The sequence below is a fragment of the Austwickia sp. TVS 96-490-7B genome, from assembly GCF_019331795.1.
In the GTDB taxonomy this organism is placed as follows: domain Bacteria; phylum Actinomycetota; class Actinomycetes; order Actinomycetales; family Dermatophilaceae; genus Austwickia.
Genome location: NZ_JAHPZL010000024.1, coordinates 33807 through 56315, shown reverse-complemented (window position 1 = coordinate 56315; position 22509 = coordinate 33807). Strand labels below are relative to the sequence as shown.

The window sequence follows — 22509 nt, the reverse complement described above, 5'->3', positions numbered from 1 at the left end:
CGACCTCAAGCGTGGCACCCCAGTGGCGTCCGTGACTCTCAGGACAAGACGTCCTTACGGCGGAACGACAGATGCGCGGCGACGATGCACACCAAGAAATACAGCACGGCCCACAACACCCCGCGATGGAGATCAGTCCACCCAATATCCACCGTGAAGGACTGATACCACGACCGTGAATACGCCATCGGCAAGGCATGCCGCCAATCGCCCAAGGCATCCACCGTCTGCAAGATCGAGGACACGATGGTGATCAACACCGCGCCACCAGCCGCCGCCAAGGGCGAATCGGTCCGGGTGCCGATCGCAAACGCCAACCCCACCACCTGAAGCAAAGCCACCGCAATCGCTGCGGTCGCCAACCCTAGTCGCGGCACGAAATCTGCCCACTCCAACGTGGCCCCGCCAACAGCGACATAGGGGCCCCAGCCATATGCGATCCCACCGACCAGCAACGACCACGCCACCAGCGCCACGACCGCGACGACAGTGCTGCCTACCGCTACCACCAACTTTGCCGTCAATAACCGCAGCCGTGGCACCGGTGCTGCCAACAGATACCGCAACGACGACCACGACGCCTCCGATGGCAAGGTGTCGCCAGCAAACAATGCCGCGACCACTACCAACAAGAAATCTGCTGCGGCGAACATCGTGAACACCGTGAAATCAGCGCTACCCTGCTGTGCCAGATCGACGAGGCGGGCGCCACTGGCGGCAGGACGGTCGCCGTCCCCGGAACCACCCACTGCGAACGCCGCCACCAACAGCAGCGGCAGGGCCAAGAGCAACCCAAAAGACCACACGGTACGCCGACGACGCACCTGACGGCGTAACTCCACACGCCACGGAAGGGGACGGGTCATCGCGGACGCACCTGCCGTGCTGCCTCGACGTCCTCAGCTGCGATGACCTGCAGGAAAACCTCCTCAAGATGACGACGACCAGTCACCGACGTGATCGCCGTACCGCTCGTCCGGATCACATCAATGACGTGATCACGCGACGCCGTGGACTGCACCGACAACGACCCTGCACCAGTGACCGTCACTGATGTCTGCGGATCCACCTCGGACAAGGCCGTGGTGAGCTGCTCTGCGAGAAGATGGCAGGCCGGTTCGTCAGCGTCGACCTCCACCAAGGTGGTGTCTGCGGACTCCACCAGCTGGTTGACCTCTCCAGACAGGACCACTTTGCCCTGGTTCATCACGACCACATGCGTGCAGGTCATTTCGACCTCAGCAAGCAGGTGACTGGAGACCACCACAGTGCGTCCGGTCGCGGCGTAGCGAGCTAAGACCGGACGCATCGCCGCGATCTGCGGCGGGTCCAAACCGTTGGTCGGCTCGTCCAGCAGCAATACTTCCGGCATCCCCAGCATCGCCTGGGCAATCCCCAACCGTTGCCGCATGCCTTGGCTGTAGGACTTCACAGGCCGATCCACTGCGCCACCTAGCGCGGCCACCTCAAGCGCCTCGTCAAAACAGGCCTCCGAGCGGGGTCGCCCGGTGGCGTCCCAATACGCCTCCAAATTGGCCCGACCCGTCAGATGCGGCAGGAAACCCGGCCCTTCGATCAACGCGCCAATCCCGGCCAACGATGCCGATCCCGCCCGAATCGGTCGGCCATGCACATGGACCTCACCAGAATCCGGACTGATCAACCCCACAATCATGCGGATCGTGGTGGTTTTGCCAGCGCCATTCGGACCCAACAAACCCACCACTTGACCCCGGCGGGCCTGCCAGGACACGTCATTCACGGCCCGGTGGCCGTCAGCATAGGTCTTGACCAGGTGGGAAACACTCAACGGAATGTCGGCCAGGTCGGTCCGGACCCCGTGTGACTCCTCCTGACGTCGCCGCCACCACAGCAGCGTTGCCCCGCCGAGCACCCCGAGAATCAGCACACCCACAGCGATCCACAACCCCTGGATCTCCCGATCAGGAGCTGCTGGCGGTGCGACCACCCCAGGCAGGGTCGGCACGCTCAACGCGTCATCGGCGAGTCGCACCACATACTGCCGTGCATCCGTCGGAGTCGCGAAGGACGCGTCCGTCGCCGACACCAGCATCCGCCACGTCGCGCCTGGCTCCAAGGCATATGTTCCCGCGGGCAGAGCCACCTCCACCGTGGTGGGCACCCCCGGCTGGGTGGCGACCCGCACCGGCGAAACCAGTCGCCGAGGCAACGACGCCGACCCCGATGTCACTTTCCACCAGGAGAAAAACAAGGTGGCGTCCGTGGTCGACGAGGTCACCGTCAACCGCACCCGCGGCGAGCCCACGACCGTGGCCGCCTGGGAAACCGGTGCCACATCAAAAGCGCCGCTCTGCCCCGGCAACGCCGCCAACCGATAGCCTGCACCAGCCAAGATGTCCGTGGTGGCGCCATCCCCGACAGCGGCGGCACCCGGCATCGTCGAGATCGCTGCCGGATCACCCCCCGGCGGCGACCACAAGGTCACCTGACGGTCTTTCTGCGCAAAAGGCAACGTCGTCATCGAGGTACCAGCGCTGGCGGCGACTCCATCACGAGCTGGGAGCCCCGGGTAGCGATCTGTGCTCAACACTGGCGGCTGCTCCCCTCGGCGTACTGCCGGGATCGCATACCCGAAACCAGGCAACGGTGCGGCCGCAGCCCGACGCTCTGACACACTGCCCGGGCCCCGCAGATAGGTGTCAAACCACGGCAGCCACGTCGAAGAGGCCGACGGCATCTCTCCGCCATCATGGCCCCCGTCAAACCACCGCACCGCCACTCGGGCCCCGGCGGCGGTCAATTGCCGAGCAGTCGCGTCTGCTTGATCCAGACCAAACAACGAATCATTCATGCCCTGGACCAGCAAAGTCGGGGCAGTGATCTTTTCTGCCACTGCTGCCGGACTGTGCCGATGCATCATCTGCAACTGCTCTGCTGACGGGCGTCCAGTCTGCGACATCTGCAGGAAGGTTTGACACACCTTCGGATCAAACCGGCCACACAACCGAGCTGTCTCTGACCTGACCGGCTTGGTTGCTCCGGCAGTGCCCCCACCGCGACCGGCTAACGCCATCGTGAACAACTGTGAGGCCCACCGGCGTCGTAGTACTCCTGCATCATCCGGCTCGTCGGGAGAGGTCGGGCGGGCCCAGGCCGCTGGGCTGCCCCCGGCCCCCACCAGCGATGAAGGGAACAGTGCGGTTGCTAAATCGTTCCAGGTGATGGCCGCCGCGACCGCGTCGACCCTGTTGTCCACGCCAGCGCCGATCAAAGCTGCGGCGCCGCCGTACGACGCCCCCATCAGCCCGACTCGAGGGTCATTCGGGCCGTCTGTGAGGACGTCCGGGCGAGTCGCCAACGCATCGATCAGCCGTCGTACGTCGGCGCCCTCCAGATCCGGGTCCATCAGGTGGATCCGACCACCGGAGCGTCCAAAACCTCTCGCCGAATAAGCCATGGCGACATAGCCGTGACCGGCGATTTCTCGGGCTTGGGCGTCGACATCTTCCCGGGAGCCACCGAACCCATGCGTGATCACCACCGCTGGACGACGTTCGCTCCCACCAGGGCTGTAGACGGCCACGTCCAAGGACGTCGCCGACCCATCCGGTTCTGCATCGACGGGCACCGACAGCACCTGCGGGTCACCGGTCATCGGCCCCTCAGCGGGCATCGATGCCGACACCAGCCGTGGAGCTGAACCTCCCGGACCAGAGGGGACAGGGAGCGCGTGAACTGGGCTTAGTGAGGTGACAGCCAGGAGGCTGACCAGCGCCGCCCCCGACAGGACGGACCGACGACGACGGTGCCTACGAGGCCGCGCGGACGGCACTCAGAGCGCCGCGAGCGCCACACACTGCCGCAGCGTGTGGGATTGTCCTGCTGCCACCGTGAGGGCATGTCGTTGCACATTGCCGCTCTCCACACAGATCATGTTGGTCCATTCGTCGTCGCCAAAGTCATTGAGGTGAACAGCTTTGGCGGTCCAGGGATTCCACACGATAGTCGAGGCGGATCCCTCCTTCGTGACGACGATGCGTCGCCCGAGGGTGGGGTCGACGACGGTGACGGTGCTGTCGTGGGCGTAGATGCGGTCGGTTTCTCGGGTGATGCGGATGTCACCGGATTGGGCGTTGACGGCCCGACCGCCGGGGGCTTTGTCGGCGTACCGGCATCCGTCGAGTCCTTCCAGGCTGATCTGGGTGGCGTCGCCGACGCGAAGGTAGGTGTGCAGGGCGTTTTCTAAGGCGAGGTCGGTCTCTCCGGCGGTGATGGTCAGGGCCATGTCGAGGTGGTCGCCGAAACGGACCTGGTAGCTGGCGGTCAGGTCGGCTGGTCCGAGATCGGCGGGGACGGCGTGACCGTCAAGGGTGAGGGTGAGGGTCACCGTGCCGTCGTCGTCGGTGGCGTCGGTGAGTTCCCAGGGGAGAATGCGGAAGAACCCGTGGGCGGGGGTGCGTGAACCGGTGGTGCCAGGGCCAAACCAGGGCGCACACAGGGGTACGCCGCCGCGGATGGCGCTGTCAGGTTGGTAGCGTGCGGCTGCGGAGGTGAAGAGGACGGGTTCGGCGCCGGTGGGGGTCCAAGCGGTCACCGTCGCGCCGTGCAAGTAGACCTCGGCGTGGCATCGGGGTGTGGCGACCTGGATGCAGGGGAGGCCGCCGTTGCCCTCGGTGAGGGTCACTGAGTCCGGGTGTGGCGTGGTCGAGGATGACATAGGCCGACGGTAGCGGGAGGGGCATGACGGTGGGGGTTGCCGCGCCCGCCGCGATCAGATTGTCATCTGAGGGTTTTCGTCGATACGGGGGTGTCAGCGGGTGCGGGGGCGGTGGTGGCACGTTTCGTCATGCCGGGTCGTTCACCTGCCGGGAGGCCTTCTTCCCCGGAGGACTTCACCGCGTAGACTGCTCGCGACGTACCGCCGGCCGCATCAGCGCGGATCGCCGCGCGGCCGCCACCGGCAGAGCCGCCGACCTGTGGAGAACAGATGATCTTGACCGTCACGCCGAACGCGGCGCTCGACATCACCTACGAGATCGATCGTCTGGTTCCAGGTGCTTCGCATCGGGTACGTCGGTTGCGTGCTCGGGCTGGTGGCAAGGGCGTCAACGTCACCTCCGTGTTGATGTCGATGGGCTATGAGACGTTGGCCACGGGCTTTGCCGGTGGCCCGCCAGGGCAGACGATTTTGGCTGATCTCACTGATCGTGGGGTGCCGCACCTGTTCACTGACGTGTTGGGTTCGTCGCGGCGCAACATCAAAGTGCATGACGGGTCTGGTGAAGTCACCCGCTTCAACGAGCCAGGTCCGCCGGTGCCGTGGTCGTCCTGGGAGCAGCTGAGAGCGTCGTTGGAGCCGTTGGTGGCTGGACCGGCGACAGCGTTGGTGTCTTCGGGGAAGCTGCCGGCAGCGTCACCGCCGGACGCGGTGGTGGGGATTTTGGAGTTAGCTCAGGCACATGGGGTGCCATCGGTGGTGGATGCGGCCGGACCTGTGCTGCTGGGAGCGCTCTCGGCGGCACCTGATCTGGTCAAACCGAATCGCGCTGAGCTCGCTGAGGTGTGTCCCGGTTTGGGTGTCGTCGCGGCAGCGCGGGAGTTGCAGCGCCGGGGCGCGAAGGACGTGGCAGTGTCGCTGGGCCGTGACGGTGTGGTGCTGGTGCCAATAGATGGTCCGGTGTTGCGGGCGTTCTTGCCGGTGCGCGTCGAGGGCGACCCGACCGGGTCAGGAGACGCATTGGTCGCAGCCCTGTCCACTGGAGTGGGACGTGACCCCTGGGAAGAGCTGTTACGCCGGGCGGTGTCCTGGTCGGGTGCCGCGGTCCGTCAACCAGTAGCTGGCCTAGTCAACCCCAACGATGTGGCCGAGCTTGAGCCCCTTGTCGTCGTAGAGCCGTTGCGGGGTGAGCTGGACGCGGCCTGACGCCTGGTCGGTTTAGCGGCCGACCAGGCGTAGCACCAGCCCGAGGCCATGCGCCGGTGTGACGGTGCGGGGAAGGAGCAGGGTGCGGATCCCCACCGCGGCGGCCCCGGAGTCGTCACGCCAAGAATCTCCGGCCATCAGCGCTCGCTCTGCTGAGACGTCGAGGAGGTCCAGGGTGTGTCGGAAGATCTGCGGTTCGGGTTTGGCCGAGCCCACCTGGTAGGACATCACGACTGCGTCGACGGCGTCAGCGATGCCGGTGCGTCGTAAAACGGGCGTGAGGTCGATCCCCACATTGGAGAGCACCGCGGTGCGGATTCCGGCGTCACGCAGCGACTGCAGGGTTGGGAGGGTGTCCTCGTAGGGCAGCCACTGGTCGAGCATGCTGGCGTAGAGGGCGTCGAACAGCTCTGGGTCGCCGTGGGGTTGGGCGGTCATGGTGGCGTTCCACACCGCCCGGTGAGTGGTGGTGTCGCGGTCGCGGTGGTTGTCCGGGTCGTGGGTGTGGCTGTGTTCCCACACCCGGTGCAGATAGGCGGTGAGTTCGCGGTGCGCGTGGGGGCCAAGCCCGCCCTGGTCGAGGGGGTCGCTCGGGTGGTTGGTGCGTCCCGTGCGGCGCCACGCGTCAGCAAGCCATTGGCTGGCGTCCCCTTGATCAACGAGGGTGGAGTGGAAATCGAAGAGCACGGCGTCGATGGGCTGACCGGCGTCGATGGTCGTCATGAGGGCCTTTCGCGGGGTGTCTGTGTCAGCGCAGGGTGCCGTCGAGGTGGGTGGCGATGGTGTCCCAGATGTGCGGGGACATGGCGACCAGGAGCCCGCTCGGGTGGTAGTGGCGGGTCAGGTAGCGGCTGCGGTCGGGGCGGCGGATGACACCGCCGAGTTCTTCGACAAACAGTGATCCGGGGCCGTGGTCCCACGGGTAGCTGTTGGTGTACATCACGGCGTGCGCGACGCCGGTGATCAGCCAGGGGTAGTCGACGCCACAGCACCAGGCGGTCGGGCCGACCGCGAGGTCGCCGTACGTCCCTTCGCTGGCGGGTCGGCTGGTCAGGACGCGCAGGTCCGTGAGGCCATAGTCCTGGTCAGCGGGGCAGGGCGGGTGGAGACGTTGACCGTCGCGGTAGGCACCTGCGCCACGTTCCACGACGTACGCCGATCCGAGTTCCGGTTGCCAGATCCAGCCGCGGACCACTTCGCCGTGGCGGAGTTCGCTGACCATGACGGCATGTTCGGCCCGGCCGTGGACGAAGTTTTTGGTGCCGTCGACGGGATCGACGGTGTAGGCGTGGTCGGCGTCGGCCAGCCGGTCCAACAGAGCGCGGTCGGCGCTGGTGGCTTCCTCCCCGACGACCAGCACGGTGGGGTCGTCAGCGGTCAGCGCCTGCGTGAGCAGCACCTCAGCTTCCCGATCAGCGACGGTGACGAGGTCGCCAGGGTTCTTCTCCATCACCTCGCCGCTGGTCAATGACCGGAAGCGGGGCGTGATCACCTGTGCGGCGACGTCTTTCATGAGGTCGAGTACGGCCTGCGTATCCACCTCCTCACCGTCTCACACGGTGGGGGTGAGGTGCATCACCGGCGTACTCGGTGATCACGCTGACTGCGGTGTCTCCTGGACGTCCAGTCCGCACGGCATGACGCAACGTCATTGTCTTTGTTGGTGATTCACCTTCATGTTGCTGCCTGGCGGGTCGATAGGGGCCAGTGGCGGACAGGCAACGACCCCTGGGAGATCGGATGTCAGTAGAGCGGATCGACCTGGACGACGCCTCGACAGGTCGGCATCGACGTACGTTGCGGGTCCGGGACCGGATCGCGTTGACCTTCCTCGCCATTGCGGTGATGGCGGCGTTGGTAGCCGGAGTGTCGATACAGCAGATGCGTGAGTTGTCCGCAGTCCGTGACAACGACGTCAACCGCAGCGTCCGCTACGTGGCGACCCTGCAAGACGCCGCCTTGACCGCGAAAGCTGTCGCCAACGACGAACGCGGTTTCCTGCTGACCGGCAAGAAATCCTTCCGGGATGAGGCTGACCAGCGGGCAGCGGTGATCGCCAAAGACCTCGCCGAGGCGGAGTCACACGCGAACCCTGAGCAGAAAGCACAGGTCGCCCAGATCAAGGCGAGCATCGCTGCCTGGTATGACGCCGTCAAAGCGGAGTTCGACCAGTACGCCGACGATCCCAAGGGCGCGACCGCGCTCGCGCTGGGCGCGAACCGTGACCTGCGCAAGAAATACGAAGCTGACTTAGTAAAAAGCATCGACGTGGGATGGGCGACCATCCACGAAGGACGAGACTTCCAGGACGCGCTGAACCGGGCGATCGGGATCGTCACAGCCCTGGTGGCCTTGGCCGTCATCGTCACCGTGGGGTTGATGTGGATGCTCACCCGCAAAGTGTTGCCGCCCATCCAGACCCAAGTTGAGGGGCTGCGGCTCGTGGCCGCCGGAGATCTGCGCTACGAGGCGCCCGTGACCAGCCAGGACGAATTCGGTCAGATGGCGATCGCCCTCAACGAGGCGACCCGTCACCTGCGGGACGCCTTCCGCGAGGTCTCCCAGCGTGCCGGCCGGGTCGCAGATGCCGCCGACGGGTTGCAGATCACTGCCCGAGACGGATCACAGTCCGCGCATCAATCCGCACAGGAAGCCGATGACGCCACCCAAGAGATCGACGTGGTGGCGCGGACCGTGCAGACCGTCGCAGCAGGCACCGAAGAGATGACCGCGTCGATCCGGGAGATCTCCAAGAACGCCTCAGATGCGGCGGGCGTCGCCGCGTCAGCAGTGTCCGTCGCGGAGGTCACCAATGCCACCGTGGCCAAACTGGGGGAGTCCAGCATCGAGATCGGCAATGTCATCAAGACCATCACCTCCATCGCGGAGCAGACCAACCTGTTGGCGCTGAACGCCACCATCGAAGCAGCTCGCGCCGGAGAAGCAGGCAAAGGCTTCGCGGTGGTCGCGAACGAGGTGAAGGAATTAGCCCAAGAAACCTCGAAAGCCACCGAAGACATCGCCCAGCGGGTCGAAGCGATCCAAGCCGACACTCAAGCAGCGGTCGCTGCCATCGCCCAAATCGCGGGGATCATCGCGCAAATCAATGACACCCAATCCACCATCGCCTCAGCAGTCGAAGAACAAACCGCCACCACCAATGAAATGAGCCGCAGCGTCGACGGAATCTCCAGCAGCACAGCCACCGTCGTGACCAGGCTCGGCACCATCACCGGAGTAGTGCGTGCCTCAGCGGAGTCCAGCAGCGCCACGACCGGCGCCGCCGGTCAGATGAAAGTCGAAGCCGAAGGGCTCCGGGACATCGTCACCAGATTCCAGGTCTAACCAGGAAAGGGGGGAGGCGCGGCGGGACGGGCTGGCCCGCCGCGCGCAACCACCCCCTCACACCTGGCCGAGATAGGCCCGGGCTAACTCCCGATAACGGGCAGCACCAGCTTCTCCGCGAGTCGCCTGCTCCTCGGTGAGTTGACGCACCACCTTGCCTGGGGTGCCCATCACCATCGACCGGGGCGGAATCATCGTGCCCTCAGTGACCAAGGCCCCCGCAGCGATGATGCTGCGCTCGCCGATGACGGCCCCATTGAGAATGCGAGCGCCAATCCCGACCAACACGCCGTCCTCAATGGTGCAGCCATGCAGGACAGCACTGTGACCGACGGTGACATCCCGGCCGATGCGCAGATGGAGCCCAGGGTCGGTGTGCAAGATGCTGCCATCCTGCACGTTGGATCCGGCGCCAACGGTGATGGTGTCCAGGTCACCGCGAGCGACGACGCCGTACCAAATGCTTGCGCGTTCCTGGACGACCACTGCACCGATCAACGTGGCCGTACCAGCGACGAACGCCGTCTCATGGACAGACGGCATACGGTCGAACATGGGCAACAACATGATGGTGACCTTAACCGGGAGATGGCCTAGCGACGCAGTTGTCATCGACGGATGGAAAGACGATGCGACCGGCAGTTTTAACACCCGCCACATATCGGGAAATGAAATACCCTGCACGACAGGATTCTTCCGTCTAGCGTCAAGGGCATGGACAGTAACCTTCGTCGGACCGATGCCCGCCACCGCAGCCATGCCCTGGCAGTGACCACCTACGACGTCGCCGTCGACCTGTCCACATGCCTTGACCCCACCCAACTCACCTACCCCACCAGCACCACCGTGGTGTTCGCCTCCGCCGACGCCGACACCTTCATGGACTTCCTCGGCGAAAACGTCCACCACGTCGACATCAACGGACAAGCCCACCCCGTCGACTACGACGGCGCCCGCATCCACCTGCACGGCCTCACCACCAGCACCGACCCACACGCCGCCGACGCCCCCACCAACACCGTCACCATCCGCGGCGCCGCCCGATACAGCCGCAGCGGCGAAGGCCTCCACCGGTACGTCGACCCCGCCGACGGCCACACCTACCTCTACACCCAATACGAACCCTCCGACGCACGAAGAGTCTTCGCGAACTTTGAACAGCCCGACCTCAAAGCGCAATTCACCTTCACCATCACCGCCCCCACCGACTGGGAAGTGCTGTCCAACCAACCAGAAACCCACCGCACCGACGCCGGCACCGCCCCCAGCGGACACCACCTCTCCCGCCGTACCTACGCCCCCACACCACCGCTGTCGACGTACCTCACCTGCATCGTCGCCGGACCCTACCGCCGTTGGACCAGCCACTGGGACGGACGCGTCGTCGACCACGGCACCGGCACCACCCACCACCTCGCCATCCCCCTCGGCGTCCTCTGCCGTCAAAGCCTCGCCGACAGCTTCGACCCCGACGAATTCCTCACCATCACCAAGCAAGGACTCGACTACTTCCACGAGCAATTCCGCTACCCCTACCCGTGGGGAAAATACGACCAAGTCCTCGTCCCCGAATACAACCTCGGCGCCATGGAAAACCCCGGCCTCGTCACCTACACCGACGCCGGATACGTCTTCCAATCCGGCGCCACCCGCAGCGACCACGAAGCCCGCGCCAACACCATCCTCCACGAAATGAGCCACATGTGGTTCGGTGACCTCGTCACCCCCCAATGGTGGGACGACCTCTGGCTCAAAGAAAGCTTCGCCGACTACATGGGCACCGCAGCCGCCGCCGAAGCCACCGAATTCACCGACGCCTGGACCTCGTTCTGCGCCCGCCGCAAAGCCTGGGCCTACCGAGCCGACCAACTCCCCACCACCCACCCCATCGTCGCGGACATCCCCGACGTCGAAGCCGCCAGCCAAAACTTCGACGGCATCACCTACGCCAAAGGCGCCTCCGTGGTCCGACAACTCGTCGCCTACGTCGGACGAGACGCCTTCACCGACGGCGTCCGCGCCTACTTCGCCCGCCACGCCTACCGCAACACCACCCTCGACGACCTCCTCATCGAACTCGAAAAAACCAGCGGACGGGACCTGCGCTCCTGGAGCCAGCACTGGTTGCACACCACCGGCATGTCCACCCTCACCGCCACTCTCACCGACCACCCCGCCACTCTCACCCTCACTCAAGACACCCCCGGCGACACCGGACCCCGCCCACACCGCGTCGCCATCGGCTGCTACCACTGGGACCACCACGACAGCACCGACACACCAGTACGGCGACTCCGCCGTACCGACCTGGTTGAAACCGACCTGACCGGCACCGAAAGCACCCTGCCACTCCCCGAAGGACCCCGCCCCGACCTCATCGTCGTCAACGACACCGACCTCACCTACGCCAAAGTCCGCCTCGACCCCACCTCCACCACCGTCGCCCTCGACCACCTGCCCGCCGTCGAAGACTCCCTGACCCGAGCCACCCTCGCCGCCGCCCTCTGGAACGCCTGCCGTGACGGCCACCTCCCCGCCGCCCGCTACCTCCAGCACGCACTCACCTGGGCCCGCCACGAACCTGACGTTGCCCTTGTCAGCTTCGCCCTCAACAACGCGCTCACCACCAGCGGCCGCTACGCCCCCGCCGACCTCCGCGCCGACCTACGCAGCCTCGTCGTCGACGCCGCCTGGGACGCCATCCACGACGGCACCTACGGCGACGGACACCGCCTCGCCTGGGCCAGATGCCTCGCCACCGCATCCCTGACCTGCGACAGCCACCTCACCCACCTCGCCACACTCCTCGACGGCAGCCACACCATCCCCGGCCTGCCCATCGCCCCCGAACTCCGCTGGCAACTTTTGCGAGCACTCACCGCGCACGGCCGCACCGACGTATCCACATTGCACGCCGAACGCGACCACGACCGCACCAGCCTCGCCCCAATCCGCCTAGCCAGAGCCCTTGCCAGCAGGCCAGACCCCACCGTCAAAGCCGACGCCATGACCGCTGTGCTGACCGACCTCACCCTGTCCAACCACATGGTGAGCGCGCTCGCTGACGGCTACGCCACCCCCGGTCAAGAACACCTCCGACGCGCCGACCCCGACCGTTACTATGCCGCCCTCGAAGAGATATGGGCCAGCCGCAGTATCGGGTTAGCCCAACGAGCCGTGGAAGGCCTCTTCCCCGACACCGGTGACCTCCACCCACAGACCCCCATCGACGCCCACGACACCCCCCACGCCGCTCAACAGTGGCTGGACGCCCACCCCGACGCACCGACAGCCCTCCGCCGAGCCATCCTCGAACTGCGCGACGACGCCGTACGAGCCTTGACCGTGCAAGCCTGCCGGTGACCCCCTCGCCCATGGGCGGGTTTGGTCTGGCCGGGTGTCGCCCGTGGGCGGGTTTTGTGGGGTAAACCTGCAGGTCGTGTTTCGTGAAGTGCGCCCGTGGGCGGGTTGTGGGGCTGAATGTCGCCCATGGGCGGGTTTGGTCTGGCCGGGTGTCGCCCATGGGCGGGTTTTGTGGGGTAAACCTGCAGGTCGTGTTTCGTGAATGTCGCCCGTGGGCGGGTTTTGTGGGGTAAACCTGCAGGTCGTGTTTCGTGAATGTCGCCCGTGGGCGGGTTTGGTCTGGCCGGATATCGCCCGTGGGCGGGTTGAGGGGCGGGAGTGAAGTGGGGCTGGAGCAAGCGCTGAGCGGCGCAGATCAGGCCCTCAGCGAGGCTCACCAGGCCGGGGCAGACCGCGACCCGTTGACGTCAGCACGGGGATCGTCACTGACGCTGACATTGCGGGCACCAGAAGAGGTTTCGTTGCGCCACCACGGCGGTGCGCACCGGCGTACCGCAGACATGACACGCTTGACCGGCCCGCCGATAGACATAGACTTCCCCGCCGTGCCGGTCGTGTCGCGGCTCCCGGCCGGTCGCCGCCGGGGTGTGTGCCTCCCGGACAGTGTCGATCCGACCATGTTGTACGGCGTACGTCATCAGTGTCACCAGATCAGCCCACAGCGCATCACATTCGTCCCTAGTCAGTGACGATCCCGGCCGCATCGGATCCATCGCGGCACGGTAAAGCACCTCGGCGCGGAAAATGTTGCCCACCCCGGCAAAGATCTTCTGGTCCATCAACAGCTCAGCGGTCGACCGGCGAGACCGTCGAAGGCGATCCCACGCCCGCTCCGGATCAGCGTCTGCCCGCAACGGGTCCGGTCCGAGACGGGCGAGCACCTTGTGGCGGGCCGTCTCGTCGATCAGTTCACAGATCGCCGGTCCCCGCAGGTCACACCACGACTGATCGTTTTCTAACCGCCATCGCACTGCACCCACGACCGGTCGATCACCATCGGTGACGTCGGCGTGCTGCAGAGTCGTCTTGCCCGCCATGCCCAAATGGACGTGCACGATATCCGCGCCGAAATGGCAAAACAGGTGTTTCCCGTACGCTTCCGCGACGTCCAATGGGCGGCCAGTGATCAGCGCAGCTGACGCCGCGAAACGGCCCTGCGGGCTGCTGCTGTACGTCGTCCGGTCAGCAAAAACCTCCGTGTACGACGTAGCCAACCGGTGAATCACATGTCCCTCAGGCATCAGCAGCTCCCACCCTTTCCCACATCACAAGCGAGCATGCAGCACCGTACGCCCCACCGGCGAATCCACACCTCCCACCCATCAATCCGCGCCCTCGCCCAGGAACGCAGATCACCCGAACGGATGATGTCGCCCGGTCGCCGCCCACACACCGCCGTCCCTACCGTCGACACCATGACGTCATCCACCCCTGGCAACCCGGCACCTCCTCACGGGCAGTTCCGCCTCCAGCGACTGTTCATCCGCCGTACGTCGTGGTGGATCCTGCTCGGATTCGCACTCATCCTGACCGTCGCCAGCGCGACCCTGCGCACCGCCACCATCCCCCCACGTGGCGAAGCAATCCCCGCCAACGCCGAATCAGCTCGGGTCGCAGCCGAACTGAAATCACGACCCGGCTCCGACATCGGCACAGCACTGCTGGTGACCACCCGCACCGACCAGGCACCCTTGACTCCCCAAGATCGGCACGACATCGCCCAGCTCACCGCTGACGTCACCCCCACTGACCTCCAAGGAAAAAACGCTCCCGCCGCGGGACCGCCCCGACCGGTGATCTCCGAAGACGGCCACGCCGCCATCACCACCGTCCCGCTGCGCATCGGAACCAGCAACGCTGAGACCGCCACCACCATCAGCGAACTCCGCGACCGCATCGACCACCACCGCCCCACCGCACTGCACATTGACGTCACCGGCGGACCCGCCTTCGGCGCCGACATCGCTGGGGCCTTCGCCGGAGCCGACTTCACCCTCCTCACCGTCACCATCGTCGTCGTCGCCGTCCTCCTCCTGCTCACATACCGCTCACCCACCCTGTGGCTCGTCCCCCTCACCGTCGTCGCGCTCGCTGACCAACTCGCCGCCACCGTCACCAAAGGCGCAGGCCAAGCCAGTGGGCTCACCTTCGACGCCGGGATCGTCAGTGTCCTCGTCTTCGGCGCCGGAACGAACTACGCGATGCTGCTCATCTCCCGCTACCGCGAAGAACTCCACATCCACCCCGACCACCGTGACGCCCTCGCCACCGCATGGCGCGCCGTCCTCCCTGCCATCCTCGCCAGCAACCTCACCGTGGTCCTGGCACTCAGCTCACTTCTCGCCGCGATCGTGCCCGGCACTCGCGGCCTCGGATTAGCTGGCGCTGTCGGCCTGCTCATCGCTGCCGCCGCTGCCCTCCTTCCCCTACCAGCAGCGCTCTTGCTCCTCGGACGCCGGGTTTTCTGGCCGTTTGTCCCGCACCCCACTGACCCCACCGACCCCGCCGCTCACACCCAGTACGACACCGCCTGGCACCGATTGGGCACCGCAGTCACTGCGCGACCCGTCGCTGTCGTCCTCATCGCCCTCACGACCCTGGGGATCCTCGCCACCGGGCTGATCGGCACCCGCATCGGTCTGACCCAAAGCGAACAATTCCGCGTCGCTTCTGACTCCCAGCGTGGCCTCGACACCGCTGCCGCGCACTTCCCCGCCGGCACCATCGCCCCCATCACCGTCCTCACCGATACCGACCATCTCGACACTGTCACCGCCGACCTGCGTGACATCCCCCACCTCACCTCGGTGCGGCCCGGCGCCACCGTCGACGGACGCACTGCACTCACCGTCACTGGCGACGCCATCCCCGGCAGCAACACCGCCCACGACCTAGTCACCACCATTCGGGACCGACTCGCCACCCACCCCGAAACTCACTCCCTGGTCGGAGGAGCACCCGCCGTCCAAGTCGATGCCCGCAGCGCCGCCCAACGCGACCTGACCGTCATCGCCCCCATCATCCTCACCCTCACCGCGCTCATCCTCATGGTGCTCCTGCGCGCCGTACTCATCCCCCTCGTCCTGCTCGCCGTCAACGCCCTCAGCTCCCTGGCCACCATCGGCGCCGGAGCCTGGATCGGCCGCACCTTCCTCGGATTCCCCGCCCTCGACGTGCAAGTCCCCCTGATCGCGTTCCTGTTCCTCGTCGCTCTCGGCGTCGACTACACCATCTTCCTGGTCCACCGCGCCCACCAAGAAATGCCACTCCACGGCACCCGCGCTGGCATGGCCCGCGCTGTCGGCGCCACCGGAGCCGTCATCACTAGCGCCGGAATCGTCCTCGCCGCCGTCTTCGCCGCCCTCGGCGTACTCCCCCTCGTCGTCCTCGGACAACTCGGCCTGATCGTCGGACTCGGCGTCATCATCGACACCTTCGTCGTACGAACCCTGCTGGTCCCCGGCCTCGTCACCGTGCTACGACGCGCACCCGCACCACCCACCCCACCAGGGGCGACCCGCGTAGCGTGACCATCATGAACCAGGCCGCCGGCCGCACCAGACAGGTCATCGCCGCCGTCGCAGCACTCGACCATATCGTCACCGCCACCTTGCTGACCGTCGCTGTCATCCAAAGCTGGCGCACCCACACCCCCGCCCTGCCCCTCCTTCTCGCTGCTGCCGCCTTCACCAGCTGGTACGTCGGCGGGCCTCGACGTGGCAGCACCACCTGGTTTGTCATCCTGGCCGGACTATGGGGCGCCCTGACCGTGGTCTCCCCAGCGTTCGTGTGGGTCGCTTTTGGCTTGTGGCTGCACGCCGCACGTCTCCTTCCCTTGGCCACCGCCGCGACCTACACCGCCACCACCTTGGCCGTAGTCCTCCTCATCCCCGCCATCGACAGCGGCAGCTGGACCGTCAGCAAAATCGTCGGACCCAGCGTCGGAGCCCTCGTCGCCGTCGCCCTGGCCCGCGGGCAAGTCCTCCTCGCCCGGGAATCACTCACTCGCGCACAACTCCTCGAGTCACTGCTACAAGCCCAGGAAGAAAGCGCCGTCCTGCACGACCAACTCGCCGCCGCACACCGGCACGCCGGAGCGCTCGCCGAACGTACCCGACTGTCCCGCGACATCCACGACACTCTCGCTCAAGGGTTCTCCTCCATCGTGTTGCTCGCCCGCAGCGCTGACTCCGCCCCCGACGATGCCGCCCGACGCGACCTGCTGGCCCGCATCGAAGCCACCGCCGTAGACAACCTCCACGAAGCACGACGTGTCGTCGGTGCGCTCACCCCCACCGCGTTGGAGCATCACAGCCTGACCGCAGCCCTGCAACGACTCCTCGACGACCTGCACCGCGACACCGGCATCACCACCGAACTCCGCGTGAGCGACGACCCACCTCAGCTACGCACCACCGACGAAGTGGTCCTGCTCCGCACCGTGCAAGGCGCCCTCGCCAACGTCCGCACCCACGCGCACGCCCACCAAGTGATCATCTCCGTGGACAGCACCGCCCACGAGGTCCTCCTCGACATCGTCGACGACGGCATCGGCTTCGACCCGTCCCGACATGACCGGCCACCTGACGTTGCGGGCATCGACGTCACCCGAGGCGGCTACGGCCTCACCTCCACCCGCGCCCGCTTGAAAGAACTCGGCGGGATGCTCACCATCGAATCCGCCCCCGGACACGGCACCGCCGTCTGCGCACACCTGCCGCTGCGCCCACCAGCTTCCGATGACCCCCCCGAGGAGCGCACATGACCACGACCGTGCTCATCGTCGACGACCACCCCGTCGTACGGGCCGGTCTGCGAATGCTCCTCGACGCCGACCCCACCATCACCGTCGTCGGCGAAGCAGCGGACGGCCAAACCGCCGTGGACGCTGCCCGCGCGCTCACCCCCGACGTGGTCTTGTGCGATCTGCGGCTCGGTGACGGCCTCGATGGGGTCGGCGTGGTGCGCTCGCTGGTGACTGATTCCCCTGGCGCGCCCGCCTGCCCCCCTGCCGTGGTCATCCTCACCACCTATGACCACGACCGTGACATTGTGCGTGCCGTCGAAGCTGGCGCTTCCGGCTATCTCCTCAAGGACGCCGACCCCCGAGACATCATCACTGCCGTACGACGAGCTGCGGCTGGCGAAACTGTCCTGTCTGCCGCTCAGGAAGCCAGAGTGGTCACCACGATGCGTGCCGGGCATCGCACCCTCAGCGCGAGGGAATTGGACGTGCTGCGCCTGCTCGCTGATGGGCTCGCCAATCGGCAGATCGCTGGTCGGCTCAGCGTCAGTGAAGCGACCGTCAAAACGCACCTGGCCCATATTTACGACAAGCTCGGCGCCACCAGCCGCACCGCCGCCGTCCACGCTGCACAGGCCCACGGTGTGCTTTGAGGTGCGGCTGCGGTTTTCCTCAGGCAGCGGCCAGTTCGCTGTGGAGCCGTGCCGGATGCTGTCGGGGGCTCCGGCGGTGAGTGCGGTTTCGAGGACCCGGTAGAGGTCCCTAGCTGTTCACCGATCCGCTTGGTCACCCCGACCCGCACCTCCGGGTCGCGACGGGTCTCGACCGATAGTCGCGTGGCTCGATGCTCCTTGGACTCCATGCGGGGCTTCTTCGGTGTCGACATGACGCTCGTCATTTTTCCAGGAAGCAGGACCTCTACCGAACCCGGGCAATAGGGCCAGGGTTTGTTGGCTCGGTCGCTGCATCCAAGTCGCCGGTACAGGGTGACATCGATGCATACGTGAAAGAGCATTCGGTTATTCCAGCAGCAAACGCTGGTACTGCTTCTATGAGCACTCAGACTACCGTGGCCGAATGCTCCAGTTCTCGGATTGCGAATACACCCCCTTCAACTACCGGGATAGCCTGGCCAGCTGGGGTTTTGGAAACCAGGCGTCGTCCTGGGTGAACATTAAGTACTTGGGCAGGGTCACGGTGGAAAGCTCGCCCGGAAACGTACTTTGGGTCATGGCGCCCAACAGTCTGAGCGCCTACGTCGGGAGTGGCCATAATGACAGGGCCAACAATTTTGCCTGTCAGCTCTGATGGCTTTTCTCGTCCTCGCCTGGTTTGAACCAACTCGCTTCGGTCATGAAGCGGGTTGGTTCAAGCTGCTCCAGTATCACGAGGCGGAACTCCCTCACCTTTGCTTGCGATACAGCGCCAAGATGTACCGCAAGCCCAGCGGCTCCTCGGCGCTTCAGTCAGCCGTGATCAATTGAAACTTGAGTTAATCGTGGTATCAACCGAAACATGTGTAGCTGACCACGGCGGGAGTGGTGACATTGAGTTTCCCGGCCGAACCGGTCAGCATGTCCTCGACAGCCAAAAGACTGCCGGATCCCGCATCGAATATAAGTGTCGTGCGAGTGGGGAGACCGCCATGCTGATGGTCGAGGCTGAACGCGTACCCCTTGCGGCCAAGTCGATCAACTGCTTGCCCCGCATAGTCTAAGTGCCCATGCCGACGCAAGACTGCCACGACTGCCGCCTTCTGGTCTCCGTCCAGAGGCCATTCGCGGTGCAAGTCGCGCACGCTTGATAGCAACTCTGGAGCGCCCTGCTCAGCAATGGGATGGGCATTTTTCAAGTACGACATCAACTCGTCAGCGTTGATTGGCGGGGAAGCTTGAAAAACCTGGTTCTGGCTGCTGATTAGCTCGTCGCTAATCAAATCCCCCGGATGGGCATCAACCACTGCGCTGTGAGCGGGATCGTCGACCCAAGGCTGCCCCCACCGCACAATTACATGCGCCGTACCGTCTGCATTGCGTGTCAATTCTGTGGCCTTGGGCGCTGTCGCCACGCTTGACTGACCGCCGCCGACTCGGGCCCAAAGGCTCCATTCTGTCACTTTATGCGGCCCACCCTCTGGTGATTTTGGCGCCGCGTGTGCAGCTCTCGCAAGTGAGTCAAAGGCCTGCGCTGTGTTCATGGTGGTCTTCTCTATTCTTAAGAGGGGTGGCGTTGCGGCAGAGGCTGGAGCGGGTGGGCGTAGCAGCATATGTGAGGAGACAAGCAAAAAAGTGGCAAGCACAGTAAAAGCCACACCCCGGCAGATTGTAAGCGGTATCCATTCCCTTTGGGGCTTTCTAGTGTTGGTCTGCGAGTAGCTAGCATGCGACGAAGTCTCGCTGCTGCGCCCTAGTTCAATAGAGAGAATCCGCTTCAGGTCTGCAGCGGCTCGTGCATCCAGCCCGGATTCTATGCTTGGTGGCCTGACTGGATTAAGAGATGCCAGTCGAGATTCTATGCGCATCGTTGAGCCCCTTCCTGCACTGCATGTCTTCCTGTGCGTGAGGTCCTTGGAGGCTGTTCCAGCAGCGCCTCAGTCTATTCTTTGCACGATGTAGGCGCACTCTTGCAGATCCTGTACTACATCCTAGAACTATGCCTATCTGGGTGGGTGACAAGTCCTCCCATGAGGCGAGTCTCAGTAATTCCTGGTCGTCATGTGAGAGTCGGCTTAAAGCCTCGTAAAGGCAACTCATGTCGGAATCATGTGTGGCGACGCATTGGACCTGCAGGTGGTCTTTCAGTCGAGTTTCTAGCTGGACTCGCTTTGCTGCAGCGCGGGATTCATTAGCCAGCAGATTTTTGGCGACCGAATACAGCCATGGCAGTTTCTCTTCGGGTGAATCGGCCCAGCGGCGCCAGAGCACGGTAAAAGTCTCCGCTGTCACATCTCGGGCAGTCTGCTCGTCTACACGACGCTGGCAGTAGCGTAGGACGAGGGGATAGTAGGCAACGTAGTCTGATGTAAAGGCCGAGGTTTGCTCGGACGGTCCAGCTCTGCTCACACCCTGTATGTGTCCGTCCACCCACTGAAAGTTACACCCAGCATTGTTGCGGGGACAGGAAATTGTTGACGCGGTGGAGCACTGATACGGGCAGGTTGCTTCCGGCGACATCTCGACGATCGTCGTGGCCTTACCAGATGGACAATCGTTCGGCGGTACCTGAGGAGCACGCTTTTCCTGATGCGGATGTCGCTGGCGACCCGTGGCACCGATATCGCTCTCGACGGTCAGGGCGCATCGATCGCGCGCTACAGCAGGTCAGTACCGATCCCGATCGTCTTGGGCCACAGCGCGTAAGAGAACAACCCGCGGTCGGCGATGAGCCGCATCCCCGGGACCAGTCGGCCCACAACACGATCGGCAAGCAAAATCCCTACGTATCATCAATGCTGATCGGTTGAGCAACCCGCTCGAACAGCACCACCAACAGCGCCACACCCCACCATGCCCGAGCCTAGAAGATCACAGACTTGCTCAGCGCGCGATACCTCTGGCTCCAACCCAAGACCCACGACAACCCGTCAATCAACTACACCAACACGTCCTCATAGGGCCCCGGGATATAAAGCCATCCCAATAGAGAAATAAGCCATCACACGAGCCGACAACGACTGACACCGCAGAAGTTATTTGCGAGCGGTTGAATGTATAGCGACTTATTCATCGAAAGTGCTCGTAAACTACAGGTAACCTGATTTTCAGCAAAGAGGAAAGTCTCGTATGGATAATGCTTTTAGGGAGACCGTCATTCCACATAATGCTGTTATCTATGTCACTCAAAGAATGGTGGAAAAATATTATGTTTAGAAAAAATGAGCAACTGAGAACTGTCCGCTTCTTTCATGATTATGGGGCGCCTTGGCCCTTATGGGAAAATGGTAGTGATAAGTACTCAATGAGCCCAATGGATTACAATCTTTCCGCCAACCTTACAGCTACCCTGCGAGAGTGCGGGGAGCTGTTTGAGAAAGAAAATAAACCAGTCGACGGCTGGTCCTCTCGGGACCATGAGCTGCGCTACCTCGATCTCATGCGTGAGGCTGCTAGTCAACTACGCTTAGAATTGTCCGGAGTTGCAAATATAAGTATTGAGGTCCCCGGTCTGCGTTAACCTTACGTGCCAGCATAAATGGTGCGCGAGGAGTTAAGATTCATTGTGGTTTTTTCGCCCGCGGCCGCCTTTGGTGGTGAGAAGTACGAGTGTGGCGGTGACGGTGGGTCCGATTCGTCAGGGGCATAGGGTGATGCGATGTAGGGGTTTAAAGGAGGATTTGATGAGGGCGTTGGCGCGTTCGGCGGGGGGACGTTAGGCGTGGAGGAGTTGGTTGCGGCAGGTGGGTCGGGGTCTGGTTTTGAGCCTTTGGCGGGGGCGTGGTTGCTGATGCTGGCGCTGGTGTATCCCTTGTCTGTCAGGAGTGGGTAGACTGGCGGGGTAGAGCTTGACCGTGCAACCCATTCTCCCAAGCCGGTCCAAAAGGAATGACCTCATGGCATTGACCCATCACATTCCTCCTGAGCTGAATAACTCGCCAGTGTTCTCACAAGGAGTCGAGTCAACTGGTGGACTGCTATTCGTCGGGGGTCAGAACGGTGTCACCGGCGACGGATTGATGGCTTCTGGTTTCGAGGGGCAGACGGTGCAGGCCTACCGCAATCTCCTCGCTGTCCTCGCGGATGCCGGTTGTCGGCAGGAGGATGTCCTGAAGCTGACGATCTACATCGTCGGTGATCAAGACGTCCGCGACGGACTGGTCGCAGCCCAGCGGGTCTGGGGGACTCATCCCACCGCTATCACGGTGCTCCGCGTCAGCGGCTTGGCACGGCCTGAGGCACTCATCGAAGTGGAGGCCGTCGCGCAGGTCCCGGCCGAGTGAAGCCAAGAACGAACCACTTAGACCAGCGCGGCTCCCACTTGCCAAGGACATTTCACTGGCCCACCGTGAACCACGAGGTCCACGTCGGCGTGAAGTAGATCTGCGCTCGGGGCGCAGGCTAGAAGCCTTGCCGTAGGTGTGAGGGCATCGACTGTTGTCGCCCCACAGGTTCTAGCTCCTTAGGAGCCACACCTGCTGACGGGCAGGCCGTCGCTA

At 64.3% G+C, this 22509-nt stretch carries 20 protein-coding genes; 10 read left to right on the top strand and 10 right to left on the bottom strand.

From position 1 onward, the window contains the following. Positions 1-38: 38 nt before the first annotated feature. From KEM60_RS15065 to KEM60_RS15050, 4 genes are all read right to left on the bottom strand, one after another. Positions 39-866 carry an ABC transporter permease gene (locus KEM60_RS15065; RefSeq protein ID WP_219108722.1) on the bottom strand — a complete coding sequence of 276 codons (828 nt, stop codon included), beginning with the start codon at positions 864-866 and terminating at the stop codon, positions 39-41. After that, positions 863-3667 (bottom strand): alpha/beta fold hydrolase, encoded by a 2805-nt coding sequence (locus KEM60_RS15060; RefSeq protein ID WP_219108720.1) that lies wholly within the window; start codon positions 3665-3667, stop codon positions 863-865. Before KEM60_RS15060 ends, KEM60_RS15065 begins: the two co-directional genes overlap by 4 nt. Positions 3668-3814: 147 nt before the next feature. Then, complete coding sequence (locus KEM60_RS15055; protein WP_219108718.1) at positions 3815-4699, bottom strand: D-hexose-6-phosphate mutarotase; 885 nt, start codon at positions 4697-4699, stop codon at positions 3815-3817. Positions 4700-4761: 62 nt separating this feature from the next. Further along, on the bottom strand, positions 4762-4986 hold the full coding sequence (locus tag KEM60_RS15050) for a hypothetical protein (RefSeq protein ID WP_219108716.1): 225 nt from the start codon (positions 4984-4986) through the stop codon (positions 4762-4764). Here KEM60_RS15050 and KEM60_RS15045 point away from each other — a divergent pair. Continuing rightward, positions 4970-5905, top strand: a complete 936-nt coding sequence (locus tag KEM60_RS15045; RefSeq protein WP_219108714.1) for a 1-phosphofructokinase family hexose kinase — start codon at positions 4970-4972, stop codon at positions 5903-5905. The genes KEM60_RS15050 and KEM60_RS15045 overlap by 17 nt on opposite strands. A gap of 12 nt (positions 5906-5917) precedes the next feature. Here KEM60_RS15045 and KEM60_RS15040 read toward each other — a convergent pair whose 3' ends face one another. Next, on the bottom strand, positions 5918-6628 hold the full coding sequence (locus KEM60_RS15040) for an HAD family hydrolase (RefSeq protein ID WP_219108712.1): 711 nt from the start codon (positions 6626-6628) through the stop codon (positions 5918-5920). A gap of 25 nt (positions 6629-6653) precedes the next feature. Further along, the gene (locus KEM60_RS15035) at positions 6654-7445 is read right to left on the bottom strand and encodes an inositol monophosphatase family protein (RefSeq protein WP_219108710.1); all 792 of its coding nucleotides are present in this window, start codon (positions 7443-7445) and stop codon (positions 6654-6656) included. Between the two features lie 200 nt (positions 7446-7645). Here KEM60_RS15035 and KEM60_RS15030 point away from each other — a divergent pair, with 200 nt between their 5' ends. Beyond that, the gene (locus tag KEM60_RS15030; protein ID WP_219108708.1) at positions 7646-9250 is read left to right on the top strand and encodes a methyl-accepting chemotaxis protein; all 1605 of its coding nucleotides are present in this window, start codon (positions 7646-7648) and stop codon (positions 9248-9250) included. Between the two features lie 57 nt (positions 9251-9307). Here the strand turns inward: KEM60_RS15030 and KEM60_RS15025 are convergent, their stop codons facing one another. Continuing rightward, positions 9308-9862, bottom strand: coding sequence for a gamma carbonic anhydrase family protein (locus KEM60_RS15025; RefSeq protein WP_255574723.1), 555 nt, complete (start codon positions 9860-9862; stop codon positions 9308-9310). 102 nt (positions 9863-9964) lie between these two features. Between KEM60_RS15025 and pepN the strand changes: the two genes are divergently transcribed. After that, positions 9965-12613, top strand: a complete 2649-nt coding sequence (gene pepN / locus KEM60_RS15020; RefSeq protein ID WP_219108706.1) for an aminopeptidase N — start codon at positions 9965-9967, stop codon at positions 12611-12613. A 422-nt stretch (positions 12614-13035) separates the two neighbouring features. On the opposite strand, the gene KEM60_RS15015 is transcribed toward pepN, so the two are convergent. Beyond that, positions 13036-13854, bottom strand: a complete 819-nt coding sequence (locus tag KEM60_RS15015) for an Fpg/Nei family DNA glycosylase (protein WP_219108704.1) — start codon at positions 13852-13854, stop codon at positions 13036-13038. A gap of 174 nt (positions 13855-14028) precedes the next feature. On the opposite strand from KEM60_RS15015, the gene KEM60_RS15010 reads away from it, so the two are divergent. From KEM60_RS15010 to KEM60_RS14990, 5 genes are all read left to right on the top strand, one after another. Beyond that, positions 14029-16143 carry an MMPL family transporter gene (locus KEM60_RS15010; RefSeq protein ID WP_219108702.1) on the top strand — a complete coding sequence of 705 codons (2115 nt, stop codon included), beginning with the start codon at positions 14029-14031 and terminating at the stop codon, positions 16141-16143. Between the two features lie 5 nt (positions 16144-16148). Continuing rightward, a complete protein-coding gene (locus KEM60_RS15005) occupies positions 16149-17378 on the top strand; it encodes a sensor histidine kinase (RefSeq protein ID WP_219108700.1) in 1230 nt (409 codons plus the stop codon). Continuing rightward, a complete protein-coding gene (locus KEM60_RS15000) occupies positions 17375-18010 on the top strand; it encodes a response regulator transcription factor (RefSeq protein ID WP_219108698.1) in 636 nt (211 codons plus the stop codon). The genes KEM60_RS15005 and KEM60_RS15000 overlap by 4 nt, the downstream gene beginning before the upstream one ends. A gap of 346 nt (positions 18011-18356) precedes the next feature. After that, complete coding sequence (locus tag KEM60_RS17050) at positions 18357-18665, top strand: peptidase inhibitor family I36 protein (RefSeq protein ID WP_219108738.1); 309 nt, start codon at positions 18357-18359, stop codon at positions 18663-18665. Next, positions 18665-18841: a hypothetical protein gene (locus KEM60_RS14990; protein WP_219108696.1), complete on the top strand. Its 177-nt coding sequence runs from the start codon at positions 18665-18667 to the stop codon at positions 18839-18841. Before KEM60_RS17050 ends, KEM60_RS14990 begins: the two co-directional genes overlap by 1 nt. Before the next feature lie 20 nt (positions 18842-18861). Here the strand turns inward: KEM60_RS14990 and KEM60_RS14985 are convergent, their stop codons facing one another. Together KEM60_RS14985 and KEM60_RS17045 are read right to left on the bottom strand one after the other, a co-directional pair. Beyond that, positions 18862-19398: a hypothetical protein gene (locus KEM60_RS14985; protein WP_219108694.1), complete on the bottom strand. Its 537-nt coding sequence runs from the start codon at positions 19396-19398 to the stop codon at positions 18862-18864. Between the two features lie 448 nt (positions 19399-19846). Next, positions 19847-20530, bottom strand: coding sequence for an RNA polymerase sigma factor (locus tag KEM60_RS17045; protein WP_370626383.1), 684 nt, complete (start codon positions 20528-20530; stop codon positions 19847-19849). 658 nt (positions 20531-21188) lie between these two features. Between KEM60_RS17045 and KEM60_RS14975 the strand changes: the two genes are divergently transcribed. Further along, positions 21189-21530 (top strand): hypothetical protein, encoded by a 342-nt coding sequence (locus tag KEM60_RS14975; RefSeq protein WP_219108691.1) that lies wholly within the window; start codon positions 21189-21191, stop codon positions 21528-21530. A 376-nt stretch (positions 21531-21906) separates the two neighbouring features. Next, the gene (locus KEM60_RS14970; RefSeq protein ID WP_219108688.1) at positions 21907-22293 is read left to right on the top strand and encodes a RidA family protein; all 387 of its coding nucleotides are present in this window, start codon (positions 21907-21909) and stop codon (positions 22291-22293) included. Positions 22294-22509 lie beyond the last annotated feature (216 nt).